At 65.6% G+C, this 16,970-nt stretch carries 17 protein-coding genes; 1 reads left to right on the forward strand and 16 read right to left on the reverse strand.

Annotated features, from left to right (window positions below; translation table 11 throughout):
• Nucleotides 1–43: 43 nt before the first annotated feature.
• The gene (locus MF610_RS17340; RefSeq protein WP_339328551.1) at nucleotides 44–709 is read right to left on the reverse strand and encodes an SOS response-associated peptidase family protein; all 666 of its coding nucleotides are present in this window, start codon (nucleotides 707–709) and stop codon (nucleotides 44–46) included.
• A gap of 26 nt (nucleotides 710–735) precedes the next feature.
• Nucleotides 736–1,095, reverse strand: coding sequence for a hypothetical protein (locus MF610_RS17345; protein WP_024310610.1), 360 nt, complete (start codon nucleotides 1,093–1,095; stop codon nucleotides 736–738).
• Nucleotides 1,096–1,209: 114 nt separating this feature from the next.
• On the opposite strand from MF610_RS17345, the gene MF610_RS17350 reads away from it, so the two are divergent.
• The gene (locus MF610_RS17350; protein WP_024310611.1) at nucleotides 1,210–1,458 is read left to right on the forward strand and encodes a hypothetical protein; all 249 of its coding nucleotides are present in this window, start codon (nucleotides 1,210–1,212) and stop codon (nucleotides 1,456–1,458) included.
• On the opposite strand, the gene MF610_RS17355 is transcribed toward MF610_RS17350, so the two are convergent.
• From MF610_RS17355 to traC, 14 genes are read right to left on the reverse strand one after another with little or no spacing between them, the layout of a single operon-like run.
• Nucleotides 1,455–4,709 (reverse strand): conjugal transfer protein TraG N-terminal domain-containing protein, encoded by a 3,255-nt coding sequence (locus tag MF610_RS17355; protein WP_062126597.1) that lies wholly within the window; start codon nucleotides 4,707–4,709, stop codon nucleotides 1,455–1,457. The two genes, MF610_RS17350 and MF610_RS17355, sit on opposite strands and share 4 nt — an antisense overlap.
• Nucleotides 4,710–4,732: 23 nt before the next feature.
• Nucleotides 4,733–6,175 carry a conjugal transfer protein TraH gene (locus MF610_RS17360; RefSeq protein WP_242201555.1) on the reverse strand — a complete coding sequence of 481 codons (1,443 nt, stop codon included), beginning with the start codon at nucleotides 6,173–6,175 and terminating at the stop codon, nucleotides 4,733–4,735.
• Complete coding sequence (traF, locus tag MF610_RS17365) at nucleotides 6,175–7,083, reverse strand: conjugal transfer protein TraF (RefSeq protein WP_024310614.1); 909 nt, start codon at nucleotides 7,081–7,083, stop codon at nucleotides 6,175–6,177. Before traF ends, MF610_RS17360 begins: the two co-directional genes overlap by 1 nt.
• Before the next feature lies 1 nt (nucleotide 7,084).
• On the reverse strand, nucleotides 7,085–7,492 hold the full coding sequence (locus MF610_RS17370) for a hypothetical protein (protein WP_037447140.1): 408 nt from the start codon (nucleotides 7,490–7,492) through the stop codon (nucleotides 7,085–7,087).
• Nucleotides 7,489–9,633 (reverse strand): conjugal transfer protein TraN, encoded by a 2,145-nt coding sequence (locus MF610_RS17375; protein WP_242201556.1) that lies wholly within the window; start codon nucleotides 9,631–9,633, stop codon nucleotides 7,489–7,491. The genes MF610_RS17370 and MF610_RS17375 overlap by 4 nt, the downstream gene beginning before the upstream one ends.
• A 3-nt stretch (nucleotides 9,634–9,636) precedes the next feature.
• A complete protein-coding gene (trbC, locus tag MF610_RS17380) occupies nucleotides 9,637–10,380 on the reverse strand; it encodes a type-F conjugative transfer system pilin assembly protein TrbC (RefSeq protein WP_024310617.1) in 744 nt (247 codons plus the stop codon).
• A gap of 9 nt (nucleotides 10,381–10,389) precedes the next feature.
• A complete protein-coding gene (traU, locus tag MF610_RS17385; RefSeq protein ID WP_024310618.1) occupies nucleotides 10,390–11,403 on the reverse strand; it encodes a conjugal transfer pilus assembly protein TraU in 1,014 nt (337 codons plus the stop codon).
• Nucleotides 11,400–11,846 (reverse strand): hypothetical protein, encoded by a 447-nt coding sequence (locus MF610_RS17390; protein WP_007406338.1) that lies wholly within the window; start codon nucleotides 11,844–11,846, stop codon nucleotides 11,400–11,402. The genes traU and MF610_RS17390 overlap by 4 nt, the downstream gene beginning before the upstream one ends.
• A complete protein-coding gene (locus tag MF610_RS17395; protein WP_007406328.1) occupies nucleotides 11,843–12,130 on the reverse strand; it encodes a hypothetical protein in 288 nt (95 codons plus the stop codon). The genes MF610_RS17390 and MF610_RS17395 overlap by 4 nt, the downstream gene beginning before the upstream one ends.
• On the reverse strand, nucleotides 12,127–12,786 hold the full coding sequence (traW, locus tag MF610_RS17400) for a type-F conjugative transfer system protein TraW (protein ID WP_024310619.1): 660 nt from the start codon (nucleotides 12,784–12,786) through the stop codon (nucleotides 12,127–12,129). The genes MF610_RS17395 and traW overlap by 4 nt, the downstream gene beginning before the upstream one ends.
• Nucleotides 12,783–13,376 carry a S26 family signal peptidase gene (locus MF610_RS17405; protein ID WP_024310620.1) on the reverse strand — a complete coding sequence of 198 codons (594 nt, stop codon included), beginning with the start codon at nucleotides 13,374–13,376 and terminating at the stop codon, nucleotides 12,783–12,785. Before MF610_RS17405 ends, traW begins: the two co-directional genes overlap by 4 nt.
• A complete protein-coding gene (locus tag MF610_RS17410; RefSeq protein ID WP_063686908.1) occupies nucleotides 13,360–14,040 on the reverse strand; it encodes a TrbI F-type domain-containing protein in 681 nt (226 codons plus the stop codon). The genes MF610_RS17405 and MF610_RS17410 overlap by 17 nt, the downstream gene beginning before the upstream one ends.
• Entirely contained in the window at nucleotides 14,033–14,407 is a 375-nt protein-coding gene (locus MF610_RS17415) for a hypothetical protein (protein WP_024310622.1), read from the reverse strand. The genes MF610_RS17410 and MF610_RS17415 overlap by 8 nt, the downstream gene beginning before the upstream one ends.
• Nucleotides 14,404–16,968, reverse strand: a complete 2,565-nt coding sequence (gene traC, locus MF610_RS17420; RefSeq protein WP_242201557.1) for a type IV secretion system protein TraC — start codon at nucleotides 16,966–16,968, stop codon at nucleotides 14,404–14,406. The genes MF610_RS17415 and traC overlap by 4 nt, the downstream gene beginning before the upstream one ends.
• Between the last annotated feature and the right edge of the window lie 2 nt (nucleotides 16,969–16,970).

Here is a 16,970-nt window from a genome sequence, read left to right on the forward strand (position 1 = left end):
AACACGTCCCGGTGGTGAATGATTGGACCGGCCTTAGCCCGGTTCACGTCGCGCCGCCATCGGGAGTTGCCTCCTGCGCGCTCATCTCGCCCTCGTAGGTGCGGACGAGCTTCAGGGCGTCTTCATAGCTGCCGTCGAGCCATGCCGTGAAATCGCGAGGGTGAAGGATCGCCGGCATGGCCTTGGGATGCCAGGGATCGACGGTGGCGTTGGGAGAGGTGGTGCAGAAGGCATAGGCATCGCCGCGCTCGGTCGGCCGCCACAGACCGGCGAAGAAGGCGATGGGCTGGTCAGGCAGCGAGAACCACATCTGGCGGGGTTTGCCGTCATCGCCCTTCCCGCCCTCGGGATGTGGTTCGGCGAAATGCGTGAACGGGACCAGGCAGCGGCGATCGGGACTGGCGATCGACGGCTTCCACATCGACGATGAGAGATTCCGCGCATTGGTGACGAACTTGTCCAGCTTGACCGCCGGGTCGCGCTTGCTCGCTCCCTTGGTCGGGAAGCCCCATTCCATCGCGATCGGCTCAAGCGGGCGGTTACGCTCCCCTGCCCGCCTGACGACCAAGCCATAGCGCGCGGTCTTCTTGCCGGTCGGGAAGATCTCGCGCGGCACCGGGTAGGTCTCGTCCTCGGGATACGGCGGCTCGAACCCGACCGACCGCATCACCGCGGCCTGTTTGGCGCTCAGGCGATATCGGTTGCAGATCGGTCCACTCCTTTAATCTGTTTGGCTCAGAAGAACTCCCGGCCACCACGATACTCGCGCCAGGCATTATCCCATTTCGTGCCGACGTCGCCACTCACCGGCCGCGCCCCGAGGTCGTACCCGGCCATCACGTCGTCGATATGCGGTGCCGGCGTCGGGGTGTTGAAAGGCGCGATCCTACGCGCCTTCAGGTGCCAAACATAGGCGAGCTCGTGATCGGTTACCGGCGGGGCCTTGCCCCACGCCACGTCCTGAAACTGGCGCTGCGCCGCGCTCCTCGGCCGGCGCTCGCGCAGACGCAGCGCATCGTAGAACAGCAGATGATCGCGCAGCAGCGCCTCGTAGCGTTCGACCGTGCGCGGGTTCGCGCCGCTCTGCTCCGTCATGCTTCACTCCGTCAGTGCGGGTGAAAATCCTCGTCAGACTCAATCCGATATGCTAGGCTTTGCAAGCCTAATTCTGACCAGCTCGGTCAGCTACGGATTAAGGAAGGAGCGGCCATGTTGAACCACGAAACTGGCCAAATGGACTGGGATCGGTATCCGATCGGTGGGTCCCCTCCCTCGCCTTCGTCCTATTACATCAATCCGCAGAACATGTATGATATGTCCACTCCTTACGGCCGAGAGCTGATGGATGAGGCTTATCCGTCAAACTCGGCTGTGGTTGAGGGTCACGGGAATTCGAAGTGGACCGCGATGGCAATTATTGCCGTAATCCTCATCGTTTTCTTTTTTCCTTTCCATTAGTTTCTCAACTGCCACCGCCTCGGATCGACCGGAGCGCCATCCCTCCATAATTCATAATGAAGGTGCGACCCGGTCGATTTCCCTGTGCTGCCAACGCGGCCAATCACAGCCCCGGCCTCGACCGTACTTCCTACCTGGAAGCCAGACCGGTCCTGCATATGGAAGTATTTGCTCTGTGAGCCGTCGCCGTGTTGCAGGACCACATAATTCCCGGCACCGTTGGCTTGGAAGTCGTTCCGAATGACCTGACCCGATGCAGGCGCGCGGATCTCCGTCCCGGCTGGCGCTGCAATATCCACCCCTCGGTGATGCCGTCCAGGCTCGCCCGTGACCGGATCGATCCGACCACCCATTCCCGAACTCAGCCGCCCCGAAATCGGCAGCATCGTTCGCTCACCGCGAGGGACTTCGTAAACATGGCTGGTGCCAGCACCTATGCCCAGATTGTCACGGACCCAGTTGCGCGCGCCCTCAACACCCGGAAGTGTCGTCGTGATCCACGCGTCATTGCGCTCTTGGACATGGTCAACTAGCTGACCCGCCGTCCCTCTCGCCTCGTCGACACCATTGCCGACCTCGAATGCGCCACGCGTGATGCGCGCTGACGCGTTCGGAATCGCGTCAGCGACGTTGCCGGCCAGGTCAAGGTCGCGCGAACTCTCGCGGATCGAAACATCTGGCCCTTGCGCCCTGACACCCGCTGCCCGCTGATTGCCCCATTGTTGTACCGCACCCGGCGTCGCCGATGCAGGGCCATGCAATTGCCCGGAAAGGCGCTCAGGCACGCTTACACCCAGTTCGTCGCGAACCAAAGCGACGCGGCGCTCCATGAACTCGCCCAGCAGGATATCGCGCACCTGTTCCTGTTGCGGCGTGCGCGGCATGACCATGCCCGGCGTCCACCCGAACTGCGACAGCGTGTCGTCGCCGAGAAGCCGCTCCTGGGCATACACGACAAACTCCTGGCTCTCGTTCCGGTTGAGGGACCAGCCCCGCGCCGAGGACTCCCTCACATCATTGCTGACCCGCTGGAACGTCTCTTCGGCTCGAGTTGCTTCCAACGACGCCGACCGCGACTCCCCGACGCTGACGCCGAGCTTCTGCGACAGCGACCGAACCTCGCTATCTCCGCTCGTGCTCGATTCACGCATGAATTCGTCGCGTGCTGCCCGGGCCTGCGTCGAATTCGTCTCCTTAGTAAGATAATCCGAGAGCTCAGAATACGCCTGTTCGCCCGAAATGCGTCTGTCCGTATTCTCGCTGGCGATTGATGCGATCTTGGCTGCCAAGCCTGCTTTTGTATCGACCTTCCACAACTTCGCCGCAATCGAAAGGCCTGCATCCGCACTTCCCGTCATTTGGGTCGCTCGTGCTATACTCTGACTGTCGGACTCACTAAGCCCAAAGCGACTGGTCAGCCCGGTGGAAAGGCTCCGAGATGCCTCCGTCATTCTGGTGATGCTGTTATTGAACCCCGACCCCGTCTCGGTCGAACTCCCCCGCCGATGCTCAGCGGCCGTCAACAGATCCGTCGCCGTCGTCGCCGTAGCGTTCCAGGATTGCGATGCCGCCCTGCGGAGCGACTGGGTGTGCGTCTGCCCGTCCGAGAGCGCGCGGCTCATGCTGCTGTCGAACCCGGCGGTCCGCGTCGGCGTGAACGCGAGGTTCGAGATGCCCTGGCGCGTATCGAACGCGTTGGTCCCGTCCGCGAAGCCGTATGTCACCCCGCCATCGGCGTTCGTGAACGTGCCGACCGAATAGCCCGAATTGAACTTGGGCTGATCGTCGAACTTGTTCGCCTGGGTCATGCCCGACGTCAGGTTCTGGAACGAGGTGTTGCCGTACGAATAGTTGCCGGTCGTGCGCTCGGTCGCCGCCTGCTCGGCCGCGCTGTGCGCCGGTTGCAGCATCGAGGTCGCATGGCCCGCGATCGCCATCGCGCCGCGCGCCATCCCGCCCGCGATGAACGGCACGCTCATCATCAGGAAGCCGGCGAGCGTCGAGATCGATTCATTGACGCTCGCCATGCCGTCGGAGACCAGCAGCGTCGGCCCGATCGGCGATGCCGCATGGTAAAGGCTCGCCGCCCTGCTCATCACGAACATGTGCAGGATGACGTAGAGCGGCCCCCAGGAGGCGAGATAGAAGAACCCGGTCGCATAGCCCTTGAGCGTCTGCAGGCCGGTCCTGGGGAACAGGAACAGCGGGAAAAGCACCGGGAACATCGCGTAGAACACGACCGTCAGGACGATGCCGAGGAGCGGCACCCAGGTCATCGCCTGCGTCGCGATCGAGGTGTAGGTGTTCTTGGCCTGGGCATCCGCGCGCTGCGAGGCGTAGGCGTCCCACCCGGCGTCGGAGAAGCTCTCCCGCGCGGCCAGGAACGCGTCGATCATCGAGATCTGCTTGAGGTACGAATAGGCATCGGTCGAACTGCCGTGCATCTGCGCCGCGACGATCGGCAGGTCATCGCGGATGCGCTGGGCCGCGACCGTGTCGGCGATGCCGGGATAGGCGCTCTTCGCGAACGGCAGCAGATCCTTGTCGTAGGCAGCCCGCCACTGCGCATCCATGCGAGAATATGCCTCGTTGCACGGAATGATGGAATTCTCGGTCGTGCCGGGGCCGGTGGAAGTAATCCAGCGCTGGCTGCGCGCCGGCGACCCCGGCCCGATCGACGCCCACAGGTCATTGGTCTTGGTCAGGTCGTCCATCGCCTTGAAGCCGAGCAGTACGTCATAGAAGGTGCATTGCTTCAGGTGCTCGTCGAGGTTGGCGCGGAAAACGCTGTCGGTGATCTGGAAGGTGCGCGCCTTGTCCATCAGCCGCGCGCCGTAGATCATGCCGTTGTTGGTCAGCGCGAGCGCGTTGGGCATGACGAACACGGTCTCGGCCGACCGCGTCATCCAGTCGCCGACCTGGCTGGTGAACGAGGCCATCACCCCAAGCCCCAGCGGCACATTGTCGACCACGGCCGGCGCGAGCGCGGGGTTGATCCGGTCGGTCACCTTCACCGTGACGGTTGGGACCATCAGCATCATGTAGATAAGCGTCGACTGGAGGAACCAGTTGAACCACGCCCGCCAGTCGAGCGAGAAGGCGACGACGAACAGCGAGTAGATGAAGCCCATCACCATCACGACCTGGAGCATCGAGCGATAGCCCCCGCCCCCGGTCCATGCCGCGACCGCATTGAAGACGTTGACGATGTATTCGCCCCCGCCGATCGTGAAGACTTCGAGCCCGCCCATCGCCGTCGCTCCCTTCCTGACGTTTACCGCAAGCCCTGCGCGCTCAGCCCGCGTCCGAACCGGAGCGATGCCGACAGCTGCGGGCTCATCGTGTTCTTGAGGGTGGATTCCATGAACTGGGTGTATTGGATCACCCGGTAGGTATTGGAGATCTGCCCGGCCATCTTCTCGCTGCGCCGCGACAGCTCGGTCTTCACGCTGTCGACCTGGGCGCGCCACGCCTTGAACTCGTCGGTCGAGACGAACTTCGCGCCCGCCTGCGCCTGCGAGATCGTGTCCAGCATCCGGTCGAGCATCGACATCAGCATGTCGATCGCCACCATCTCGGCGAGCGTCGCGCGATCGCCGCCCGACAGGCCCATGTGCGCGGCCTCGTTGACGACGAGGATCTTGTAGAGCGGGATCGAGGTCATCCCGAGCAGCGCGATCTCGTCGCCCGACAGCGCGGCGTTCGAGCGGATCTTGCCCGACATGCTGTCCATCGCCTTGAGGACGCGCGTTCGCAGCGCCTCGTTGGTCGAGATGCTCAGTTTGGTCGGGGTTGGCCTCAGACACCCCTTGTCGTCGGTCGTGTCGCACTGCCACACGTCGGTTGGTGCCGAGGCGGTGCCGTCGAGCAGCGCCTGATAGGTGTCCCAGCTTGCCGGCGCGATGAACTGGAACGCGCCCATGCTGCTTTCCGACTTGGTGGCGTCGTAGATGATCGTGCCGACCATCGTCATGAGGAACTCGGCATATTCCCGGGACGGCTTGGTCGCGCTTTTCGCATTGAGCGCATACCAGGTGTAATTTTTCGACTGGACCAGCTCGGCATCGTCACCACTCTTGGCGATCGTCGATTCCCGCTCGCCCTTGTTGGTGCAGCCGTGTCGCGCCGCGGCCGCGTCGGAGAAGAAGCCCTTCGCCCCGCCGACCTGCTGGCAGATCGTCGAAGACGCCCCGTCCATCGCCGGCCACAGCGAACCGATCGCCTGCTGCGCCGCTTCACACGAAGACATGTTGAACGCGTTCAGCTGCTGCACGCGCTGGCTCATGTCCTTCATCACCCCGCCGATCTGTGCGGAGATGCTGTCGATCGCGAGCTGGAAGGCGAAGCCGATCGCGTTGTTGGCGGTCGCCTTGAGCATTGCCACGATCTCGTCGGCGTTGATGAACGAGAATGACCCCGCGAACAGGTCGATGCCACCGCAGCCGCCGCGCGCGCTGGGGAGCGCGACGCTGACCGGGTTGATCGACTTCTGCGGAAAGCGGCTCCACAGCGAACCACCCGAGTAATAGCCCGCCGACTGCCCCTGGAAGGCGGTCGGGCCGGTCACGTTCGCGGCCGCGCCCGACTTGTTGAAATAGCTGTTCATCTCGCCCTGGACGTCGGCCATCGCCGGCGTCGCGACGAGACCGCCAAGCGCGAGGATCATGCTGGCCTGCGCGAGAACCGCGGCGCAGAAGCGGACGATCGAGCGGACCATCAGAAGTCACTCCCGGGCTTGACGCTGGTCAGTGTGAAGATGCGGTTCATCACCTCGTCGGCCGCCATCACGCCGTAGCCGATCGGCATCGGCTGCTTGGTGACGGTGTCGAACAGGACGAGCGCGGGCACCTGCTGGCCGCGCATGCCCATCGCCTTGTATTGCCCGGTGTCGACCGTGTAGTTCGGGAAGGCACGGGTCGGCCCGCCATCGAGCGAGATCGCCATGACGGTCAGGCCGAAGCGATCCGAGACGCTGCGCATGATCGGCCCGAAGGTCTCGCACGCGGCGCAGGCCGACGAGTAGAAATAGAACACGCCGTACCGCTGGGAGATCTGCGACAACACGCGCTCGCGATCGGCGTTGCGCGTGTCGAGCCAGGTTCGCTTGCCCAGCTGGCTGACGGGGCGCTGGAGCGTGTAGTCGAGGTCGGGGTTCTGCCACACCGTGCGCTGCCACATGTCGGCGAACGACGAGGCGCGATCGAGCTGCTCGCGCTGGAAGGCGATATAGTGGCTGATGTTCTCGGGCGTCGGCTCGAGGATCGCCCGCGCCTTCAACTCCTCCAGCTGTTTCGAGATCGCCGCAAGCTGCTCGGCCGACGACCGCGCGGGCTGCGCCGACCGCTGCTCGGCGGGCTTGGCTTTGGGCTTGTCGCAGTAGAACCAGGTGCCGAGCCGCCGTTCGCGGCAGTAGAAGTCGTCGCCGGTCTGCGCCGCGACGCGGTCGGCCGATCCGAGATCGTCCGCGCTGCCATAGCTATCCTGACCGCCATCGCGGCCGTCGTCACCGGCATCGCGGGTGGACGACACCGAATCCGGCAGCGGCGTCAGCTCCTGCGCCGTCGCCGGCGTCAGCACGGGCGATGCGACCGAGAGGATGAGAGCGAGGGTCAGGGCCTTGCGCATGTCAGTCGTCCTTCTTCTTCTGCTTTTCGCGATCTTCCTGTTCGCGGCGGGTGAGGTAGGATTTGAGCGTTCCGAGGAGCGACGGCTCCTTGAGCGACACGAGCTGCGCCATGTCGTCGGCGAGGATGCGGAACAGGTTGCCGTACACCCCGATGATGAGGTTGCGGGCGTGCCGGCGCGGGTAGAGCGTCTCGCCCCGGCGCAGGATGAGGTTGGCGCGGATCAGCCGCGCGATCGTCGGTTCGAGATCGGCCACGCACAGCTTCGTATCGAACCAGCTGTCGAGCGTCGGGATAAGGAACCCGGCCGGGTGCGGTCCGGCGCGCAGGAGCGCGATCAGGACCGCAAATTCCGCGACCGACAGGTCGGGAAAGGGACGATGGTCCGACAGTTGCGTCACGCCGGTCATTTGCTCTTCTTCGCGTCGTAATAGGCCTTGATCCGCTCCTGGATCTGGCGCGAGGTTTCGATCTCGTCGGGCAGCTTCGCGGCGTCGACGAACTCGGCATAGACCTCGGTGAAATCCATCACCGACAGGTCGAGCCGCGAGAATTCGTCGAGCGTGAACCCCTTGCAGGTTTCCTTCTTGGCGCTGCCCCACGGCTTGTTGATCTGCGGGCGTCCCTGTTCCTGCAGGATGCGCGACAGCTTGCTTTCGAAGCAGCAATAGGCCGTCGATTTCGATGTGCAGATGCCCAGCACCTTGTCCGAGCAATAGTCGCCCAGCTTGTGGCACATCCCCATGCGGTCCTGCACGTCGAGAAGCTTCTCGTCGTTCGAGCACATAAACATGGTGAGGAATGGCGTCGCGAGCGCGGCGATCGCCACCGGCCCGCCCGCGATCGCGGCCGCGCCGGCAGCCGTGGTGATGAGGCCCGACGCCTTGCCAGCGCAGCAGTTGACCAGCCCGAACACCGGCTTGTGGCAGGTCTGCCGCTTGCCCGAAAACAGCGTCAGCGTATCAGGGTCGAATTCGGCATTGGCCTGGCCCAGCGCGTGCAGCCCGACCACGGCGTCCTTGAACTCGGTCGATGCCTCGCGCTCGACCGGCTCACACTCACCGTCGATGCAGTAGACGTCGTCACCACAGATATATTGCTTTGGATCGTTCGTCGGAGGCGACGGAACCGGACATTTGTAGACCTTCGTGGTTACCTGGCACGCACCAACCTGCGGATCGTCGAGGCACTCGTCACGCAGGAACGTGCATTTTCCGCCGTTCTCCAGATCGCTGCAATCGGACGCCTGGGTGATGCGCTGGCAGGTGAACGGGCGCGACCACGCCCAGCACGATGCCGTGACCGACACACCGTCAATGATCCGCGTCTCAGGCCCCTCGGTGCAGACCTCCGGTCCCGTCGCGGTGCAGGCGGTGTCGGCCACCAGCGCCGGACAGCTTCCCTCGTTGCGCTTTAGCGTGATCTCGCGCGTACCTTCCTTCCTGAGATACACTGTGCCGGTCGCGTAATTCTGGTGCGCCGGGATCTCCGCCTGGGGGATTTCGGCCGAGCACGAATAAAGCTGCGCGGTGGTGCGCATTGAGGACAGGCTCTTGCACCAGCGACGATAGTCTTCGACGTTGCCGCCGCCCGCCCCCAATTCGATCTGCGCATCGCAGATATGCGGCGTCCCCGCCTCGACCCGGCAAATGCCGGCACTGACCTTGGCCTGCATCACGCTGTTGCGGGCGAACCCGTTACCTTCGTTCTGGTCACGTACGCCGTAGTAGAAGTACCGCAACGTATCGACGATCACCGGGTCCATCCTGCCGGTGCAGGTCGCCGGCGTATCCTCGACCTTCGAGCCCTTGTTGCAGGTCGCCTCATAATAATCGGTGGTGCCATTGGGTGGCAGTGGCTTGCAGCTGCTTTCCGTGCCGCCCACCGACTGACCGGCCAGATAGCTGTTTGGGTCGTTCTCCACGTCCTGCGCGCGCGTGAGGTCGCCGGCGGGCACGGTCACGACCTTGCGGCCCGGATCGGTGACGAGCTGCCATGCCTCGTTCGCGCCAGCGGCAGACCCACCCGCCGCGATCAGCGCGTCGGGATCGTCGGCATAGGCTTCTCCGGGCTGGGTGCCGCTGCTGAAGCCCGGGATCGTCGAGGGAAGGTCGGTCGAGGAGATGATGCCGCCCGATGCCTGTCGCGCTGAGGTCGCCAGGGCCTTCGCCTCGGCGCGCGCGCCCGCCATATCCCCCTTGGGATAGGTATAGGTCGAACTGCTCGACTGCGCGCTCGGCTCGGCCGCGACCGCATTGCTCGATGCCGCGGGCTGCACCGTGCGGGCGGTGCTGGCGGTGGTCCGCGCGGGAGCCGCGCTCGGCTCGGCGACACTGGTCACCGTCGTCTTTGCAACCGGCGCGGATGAGGGTGTGGGGGTCGGGGTAGGCTTGGGGGTCGTGTCGCTGAAGTAGGTGTAATCGCCCAGGCCGTAGAAGTCGCCGGTGCCCTGCTGGCCCTGCTGGCCCTGCTGGGTGGACTGGGCCTGGGCGAGCGCCTGCGCTGCCAGGACCGGCGCCAGGAGACCGATGAGGAGGCGCCCCCCTCGCATGGCTCAGGGATTCCGGCCGAGGTTGGCGAGCGCGGTCCGCGCGACCAGCGCGCCGGGGCCGTTCTCGCCCGCGAACGTCTCCAGCGCGTAGCGCACGGTGACATTGCCCTCGATGCGATCGAACGGAGGCGGCGTCGTCTTGCAGGTGAGCCCGTCGCACGGCGTGAAGTCGCTCGACGAGACCACCATCGTCGGGACCGCGGTGACGTCGAACGCTCGGAACAGGCGCGGGTCGATCCCGATCGAGGCGAACTGCTGGTCCTTCTCGACCACCTTGGAGAGCGCGGCGATGAACGCCTTCCCCGAATTGCCGGGGAAGCCCCGGAACACCACGACGCCGCCAGCGGCCGAGGTATCGGCGATGATCCGCTTCAGCGCCTGTTCGGGCATCGAGGTGGACACGAACACCATGAACTGCGGCGCGGTGCCTTGGGCCTCCTTGAGGTTGGCCGAGGCGGCCTGGATCATCTCGTCGAAGTCGACCGCGCCCGCCGGCCCCCTGGGCAGGTTCGCCTTGTCGATCGTGCGCATCTGTTCCAGCGCGACCGCCTGCACGGTCTGCGCATCCTTGCGGAACGCGTCGCCGCGGCGCTCGACCTCATTCACGAGCGCGGTCGCGTCCTGTTCGGACTTGGCCGATCGCGCGCGGATCGCGTCGAGATCGAGCCCCTCGACGGTCTGGGCGAGAACGGCGCAGCCGGTGCCGATCGAGGCGATGGCGAGCGCGGAAAGGAGGAACTTCTTCATGTCAGATCCTCACAGCATGCAGCAGTTGCGCTTGCGCCAGAGCAGGTAGCCGAAGTCCTCGCCCTTGACGGGGAAGGCCCGGCCCGCGTCGGGCGGGAGCGTCGTCGCGCCGATCGGCGAGCAGGCATATTTGCCGCTCACCGTGGGCGTCGGATTGGTCATCTGGATGCGGTATTGCGACTTCTTCAGGATCGGCATGACGTACTTGTTGCAGAGCGCCTTCGATCCCGCGGTGCCCCACGCCAGCCCCTGCCGGTGCATCTTGAACAGGAGCCGCTCGGCCGCGAGACGCGACGACTGGACCGGCGAATTGTGCGCCGCGATGTTGCCGTTCATCGGGAACATCGAGCCGTTGCAGCCCGAGCACCAGAACATCGGGTCGATCGGCAGCTTCGCGCTCGCCGCGACGCAGTCGGCCGCGCAGGCGGCGACCGCGATCGGATTGTTGAACAGTGCGACCTCGGGGTTGATGAGCGTGGTCAGCACGTCGTCGTTCCACAAGGGATCGATCTCGGTCATGTAGGCGACGTCGAACGACGCCTGTTCGAAACACAGGAAGTCGGTCAGGATCTCCATCCAGTAGAGCAAGGGATAGACGTAATAATGCGCCTGCCAGTTGGCGCTGGCCTGGGTCGCGCCGCCCTTGATGAGCGGGCCGGTATACTGCCCCTGCCCGATATCGAGCCCCGGATTGAGGCGAAGTCCGCCGAGATTCGGGAAGCACCACGGCTTGGTGGTCACATCGACGAGCCGCGCCGGTTCCCAGAAGCCGATCGAGATGCCGATGCGCGGGATCGGCGAACCGCACGCACAGACCGGCAGGCTTGGGTTCTTGGTATCGGGTCGGCTCCCCGGCCAGATGTGCGCGCCGCCCACCGACAGCGGGAACAGGCACGACCAGCAGACGTCGGTGATCGGGTTGACGAACTTGCCGGTGCAGTTGGCCGGGAGCGCGCTCGCCGGCGCCGGCAGCAGCGCGAACGCGGCGATCATGCCGAGCAGGGTGAGCAGGCGGCGGATCATGCGCCGGGCTCCTCGGAGAAAGCGATGACCAGGGGCACCATCCGGGCGCGGTCGCGTCCATCGAAGCTTATCGACTGATCGGCCAGCGCGCGCACCAGCGCACGGCGTTTGCCAACCGATATCGTCCGCCCGCTTTCGGCAAGGACGACATCGATTTCGTTTCCGATCGACGCGGCGGTCACCGGATCGGCACGGCCCCCGAGAAGCCTTCGTACGAGGGACTCGATCTCGCAATGCACGCGGGACAGGAACAGCAGCGCAGGGACGCTCGAGAGCAACGCCACGGTCGCGATCGATACGACCATCGACAAGGCGACGACGGGAAAGAACATCCAGGCCGGGAACAGCGCGAATATGGCGAGAACATATGTCCACCCGAAGCCGACTGCCGCGACACACAGAAGCGCGTAGCGCGCGATCAGGCTGATGCGCTCAGTCGTCATGCCCTGCCCTCCCCGTCCGGCTGCGCCGCGAGGCTTGCGTCAAGGAAAGCGTTATCGGCCCGGTTCTTGGCGATCACATACACCGGCACCAGCACGACCAGCGCCAGCACCAGTCCGGCAAGCGCGCCCCCTGCCCCGGCGCCGAGCACCGCGCGCAGCGGCTGCAAAGCGCAGATGGCGATCGCCAGCCCGATCGCCGACCACAGGATCGCGAGCCGCATCGCCTTGAGGGCCGGCGTCTCGGGCGCGGCCATCGGCGTCCTGAGGATATCGAGCCACATCATGCGCCCGCTCCCGACATCTCGATCTCGCTGATCTTGAGCACCTGGCCCGCCGGTTCGACCACGGCGGGGACGCGCGCGATCCCGAAATGGCTGGTGAGCTTGCCCTGCTGGTCGAAGAAGAAGCGGCGCTTCTTCTCGCCCATGCGGTTGAACGGCGAGCCGGCGACGAAGATGATCTTGGCATTCTGCGCGGTCCACCGCTTCAGCGCCCAGTCGACCTGCGCATCGTCGCGGCCGTCGATAAACACGAGGTCGGTCTTCATCGCGACAAACGACAGCGGATTGACCCGCTGCCCGGCGCGCGCGACGAGCCGGCCCTTCTGGTCCTGGATGTCCTGATCGAGCACGATCGTCGGGTCGAACGTCCAGCTGCGGCTCTCGCGCACCGCGCCGATGCCGGCGACGGGGATCGGGTTGCGGACACGTTCCTCGGTTTTTTCACGCAGCGCCGTCTGCATGCGCTCGATGCCGCCATTGGCCTGCAGCGTCTTCAGCCGGGTATCGATCGTCGCCAGCAGATCCGGCTCGGCGATCGCCCAGGTCTGGCCCATCACGCCGTGATCCTTTGCGAGCGCGCCCTGCACGATCGGCCAGGACGACGAGGCGACCAGCGCCACGCCCAGGGTTCCGCCGAAAAGGCCCGCGCGCCGGATCACAGGATCGGCGTCCCGGTGCCGATAATCTGCTTCGCGCAGGCAAAGCCGATCTCGCCGTAGCGGCTGTCGAACCCGTCGGGGTGTGCGGTGCCGACATAATAGCAGCCCTCGGGAACGCGCCCGACCGGTCCCGGCGTCAGCACCTCGCCGAAGCGCGAGCGCGGCTTCATGTGCGCGACGCGGACGCCGTCGACATAGACCCATTTCCCGCGATGCTCGACCAGCGCCCCGGCCTCGCCGATCACGCGCTTGCCGAACGGTCCCGAATCCGGTCCGAAGTGGCGGCGCACCAGCTCGCCCTCGGGCGGCGCGAAGAACACATAGTCGCCCTTGGCGGGCACGCGGCCGCGCTGGATGAAGAACGCCCAGTTGGGGAGACTCTCGCTCGCGTTTATCATGAAGGCGTGCGTCTCGCGCCACGCGGCGATCGAGTTGTAGCCGCCCCACACGATCCCGAGCAGCGCGACCGCGCTCCACTGGCGGACCCGCTTGACGATCAGCGCCTTGCGGGCCGCGCGGTCCCCGGCGACGTCAACCGCCGTGGGAGCCGCATGACCGACCCGCGCCAGCGCCTCAGTTGCCGCTGCCATCGACCCCTCCCGGCGCGGACTGGGTGACCGTCGCCTCGACCGGCGAGACCGGCGCAGGCCCGAACGGCGAAGCGGTCGGGACCGCCGCCCCTGGCGCGGCCGGCGCGACGTTCCCGGAGACTTGGGGAAGCATCGCACCGACCGCGGGACCGGCCGGGGTGTTCGGCGCGGCCGCGGGGAGCGGCACGCGCGCGAAGACCGCGCGGCGGATCTGGTCGGTGATATCGGGGACGTTCTTCGAGAGGACCGCCTCGCCGACGAGGACGGTGGTGCCGCTCGCGCCGACCTTCTTCATCTCGTCGTCGAGCGCGGACATGAAGGCCTGGGTCTGCGCGGCCACCTGTTGGGGCTGGCCGTTACTGTGGCTCTGCGCCTGGACATATTCCGAGACGATGCCTTCGAGCCGGACGCTCGCCATCGGCACGGTCGCGGGCGGGGCAAGGAGATGCTTGGTCACCCACGCCCCCCAGAGCAGTACCGCGACCGCCAGCGCGACCGCGACATAGGCGATGACGGGCAGGCCCTGCGGCTTGCGGCGATCCACCTTGTCCGCGACCGGACGGCGCGGTGCCGCACCGGCAGCGTCATCACGGGGTGCCGGGGCCGGAGCGGACGGTTGCACCGCCGCGGACGCGACCTCGGGACGATCGAGAACATCAACCATGACGGGGGCCTTTCGTGGAAGTGATGATCGCGCCGAGCAGGCGCACGCGGGTCACGGCGACGATGCCGAACGCGACCAGCCACACGACGAACAGCTGGTCGCCGAACGCCGCGCGGCGTGCCTGGTCGGCCGCGACGAAGCGCGTGCCGAGGTTGGCGACCTGCGAGAAGAAGCCGAGCGCGGTGAAGTCGCCTAGCATCAGGAAGAACAGGATCGCGACGCCGAAGGTCGCGAGCAGCGTCATCGCCATCCAGCCCGACACCCGCAACAGGATGTAGCAGGCGTCGCCGATCGCGCGCGTGCCCGTGCGTTTCCAGTCGGTCGCGGTCGGCGTACGCCAGTCGCGCTCGTGCGTGAAGGCGTTCATTCCGCCGCCTCCACCCAGGGCCCGCCCGGAGGATTGTCGCGATATTCCTCGGGGAAGGCGACGCGTTCGATCGCCTCGTCCATCGAACAGCCGAGGTCGATCAGATGCTCGATATCGGCGAAGGTCTGCGGGCTGGAGGAATAGAGCGTCGCCGAATATTTATCGAGGACGAGCCGCCCGACCGCCATCGATTCCGGCCCCTTGATGAGGATGTCGGAATATTCCGCGCCGTTGCGCTTCAGCGAACGCAGCAGGCTTTCGGTGTAGGGGTCCATGTCGAAGCGGCCGTGCTTCTGGAAGTCCGAGATCGTGTCGGGCTTCTGCATCAGGATGACCGACCAGTCGGAGTTCTCCAGCGCCGCGAGGCTCCCTTCCGACTTGTAATAGTCGTTGAGGCTCTGCGTCGCGGTGATGAGCGAGGCGCCATATTTGCGGCAGGTTCGGCTGTAGGTCTCGACGAAATCGGCCATCGACCCGCCGCGCAGCATCTGCCACGCCTCGTCGATCAGCAGCGCCTTGGGGATCTGGCGGTCCATCCGGCGCATCGTCTGCGACGACATGAACATGATCGCGGTCAGCACGACCGAGCGCAGTTCCTCGCGGCTCGACAGGTCCGAGAGTTCGAACACCGTCAGCGCGTTCGACATGTCCACCGACGCCTCACCGGTGAAGAAGCTGCCGTAGGTGCCCTTTCCCGAGAACGGGAACATCGCGATCGCGAGATCCGTCCCCTGCACAGAGCCGTCGGAGCCGAGCGCCTCGATCACGTCGTCGACGCACCCTCCCCTGCCCTTGGCCTCCCACACCTGGTTGACCGCACGATCGATCAGACCGCGCTCGGTGTCGTTGAGCTTGTCGATGTGACGGCCCATCTGCCCGATGATCGACTTGAGCATCGCCAGCGCGTCGACGAGATAATCCTCGTCCTGCGCCACCAGCGTCTCGTCGATCATCGAGAACGGATTGAGGCTGAACCCGTCGCGCAGGCGAAACTCGACGAAGTTGCCGCCCAGGCTCTTGGCCATATGCTCGAACGAGCGGCCGTCATCGATCACGATGATCTTGGCGCCCACGCCGGCGAACGCCGCGCACAGCTCCTGCAGCGCGACCGACTTGCCCGAGCCGGACTTGCCGAACACCGCGACATTGTGGTTGCCGGCCTTGTTCTCGAAGGGCGACCAGAAGAAAGGCTGACCCCGACGCCCGACGAACATCAGGTGCGGCAGCGAGCCACCCAGATACTCGCCCTGGATCGGCAGCATGTTCGCCGCGGTCGAGGTCAGCATCGTGCGCAGCCGCTTCATGCGCTTGAGGTCGCTGTCGAGCCCGTTGCCCAGCGTCATCGGCAGGCACGACATGAACGCCATGATCTGCAGGAACCGCTCGTCGAGCAGGTCCCACCCGGCCGCCTTGTACATCGACTTGACGGTGCGCTCGTTGGCGTCCCCCTGCCCCTTAGGGCTGATGATGCCGACCGCATAATAGGCCTGCACCAGCTTCTTGCCGAGGCGCAGCTCCTGGGTGACATGCTCCCATTCGCGGCTCTGGTCCTTCAGCTGCGGGAGCAGCCGCGCCGACTTCGAATCGGCGAGGCTCGACGTGCGCATGAACTTGTAGCCCGCCTTCGACGAAGCGGCCTGTTCGTCCTGGTAGCACAGGCATAGCGACGTGAGAGTCGGGCACCCCGGGCGCAGCTTGTCGGAGAACATGTCGCCGATCAGCTTCTGCACGTCCCACGGCGCCCAGCGGTTCGGCAGGTTCCTGACCGAGAAGAAGCGATAGTCGAACGTGTCGGGCCGGATCTCCTGATACTGCGTCTCGCCCGACAGGTTCGTCACCGCGCGCAGCGGCTCGACCGATACCAGCAGGCGGTCGGCCTGGACGACGGTCTGGACGTCGCGCCGCACGCATTGGTCGGCGATCGGATCGAGTTCTGAATATTCCGAGACGTGGTCGGAGACGTCGAACGCCGGCGCGGTGATGTCGTCGATCAGCGCGATCAGATCGACCGGCTTCAGCCGGGTTGCCGGCATGTCGATCGACTGCAGCGTCGAGACGATGCTGTCGCGGACGCCGGTCAGCTCCTCCGGTGTCGCCTTCCCGCTACGGATCGAGACCGACAGGAAGATGCGATGGTTGCGGACGTGGAACGGTCCGTCCTTCGACATCGATACCCATGCGCCGTGACGCAGGAACGCCGACCGCCGCTCGGCGATCTTGCGATGGATGCCGCCCGCCTTGTAGCGCGGCAGCGCATATTGCGCGATCAGCGCGCCCACACGCGGGCTCTGGAATGCGAGCAGCTGGACCCGCGCGCTGGGCGGGACGCTCTCGGACAGCATCTGCGCGATGATCTCCCCGGTGCGCTCGTCCGCACCCATGAGCGGCGCGAGTTCCAGCGCGAACGCGATGCTGTCGGTCTGGTAGAACAGGTCGTGCCGCGCGTCGTAGCTGCGATACGGCAGCCACTGCGACAGCATCGGCGCGCCATGCGAGGGTGTTCCCTGGTCGGGTGCGCGCGTATCGCCGAGCAGGCGGGCTATGAAGCCGGTCTTCGCCATGA

This window comes from Sphingomonas hankookensis, assembly GCF_022664465.1.
GTDB classification, from domain to species: Bacteria; Pseudomonadota; Alphaproteobacteria; order Sphingomonadales; family Sphingomonadaceae; genus Sphingomonas; species Sphingomonas hankookensis.

What these genes read in the sequence shown, in the direction of transcription:
- MF610_RS17345 (WP_024310610.1), bottom strand. Translation starts at nt 1,095, where the DNA reads ATGACGGAGCAGAGCGGCGCGAACCCGCGCACGGTCGAACGCTACGAG.
- MF610_RS17350 (WP_024310611.1), top strand. Translation starts at nt 1,210, where the DNA reads ATGTTGAACCACGAAACTGGCCAAATGGACTGGGATCGGTATCCGATC.
- MF610_RS17355 (WP_062126597.1), bottom strand. Translation starts at nt 4,709, where the DNA reads ATGGGCGGGCTCGAAGTCTTCACGATCGGCGGGGGCGAATACATCGTC.
- MF610_RS17360 (WP_242201555.1), bottom strand. Translation starts at nt 6,175, where the DNA reads ATGGTCCGCTCGATCGTCCGCTTCTGCGCCGCGGTTCTCGCGCAGGCC.
- traF (WP_024310614.1), bottom strand. Translation starts at nt 7,083, where the DNA reads ATGCGCAAGGCCCTGACCCTCGCTCTCATCCTCTCGGTCGCATCGCCC.
- MF610_RS17370 (WP_037447140.1), bottom strand. Translation starts at nt 7,492, where the DNA reads ATGACCGGCGTGACGCAACTGTCGGACCATCGTCCCTTTCCCGACCTG.
- MF610_RS17375 (WP_242201556.1), bottom strand. Translation starts at nt 9,633, where the DNA reads ATGCGAGGGGGGCGCCTCCTCATCGGTCTCCTGGCGCCGGTCCTGGCA.
- trbC (WP_024310617.1), bottom strand. Translation starts at nt 10,380, where the DNA reads ATGAAGAAGTTCCTCCTTTCCGCGCTCGCCATCGCCTCGATCGGCACC.
- traU (WP_024310618.1), bottom strand. Translation starts at nt 11,403, where the DNA reads ATGATCCGCCGCCTGCTCACCCTGCTCGGCATGATCGCCGCGTTCGCG.
- MF610_RS17390 (WP_007406338.1), bottom strand. Translation starts at nt 11,846, where the DNA reads ATGACGACTGAGCGCATCAGCCTGATCGCGCGCTACGCGCTTCTGTGT.
- MF610_RS17395 (WP_007406328.1), bottom strand. Translation starts at nt 12,130, where the DNA reads ATGATGTGGCTCGATATCCTCAGGACGCCGATGGCCGCGCCCGAGACG.
- MF610_RS17405 (WP_024310620.1), bottom strand. Translation starts at nt 13,376, where the DNA reads ATGGCAGCGGCAACTGAGGCGCTGGCGCGGGTCGGTCATGCGGCTCCC.
- MF610_RS17410 (WP_063686908.1), bottom strand. Translation starts at nt 14,040, where the DNA reads ATGGTTGATGTTCTCGATCGTCCCGAGGTCGCGTCCGCGGCGGTGCAA.
- MF610_RS17415 (WP_024310622.1), bottom strand. Translation starts at nt 14,407, where the DNA reads ATGAACGCCTTCACGCACGAGCGCGACTGGCGTACGCCGACCGCGACC.
- traC (WP_242201557.1), bottom strand. Translation starts at nt 16,968, where the DNA reads ATGGCGAAGACCGGCTTCATAGCCCGCCTGCTCGGCGATACGCGCGCA.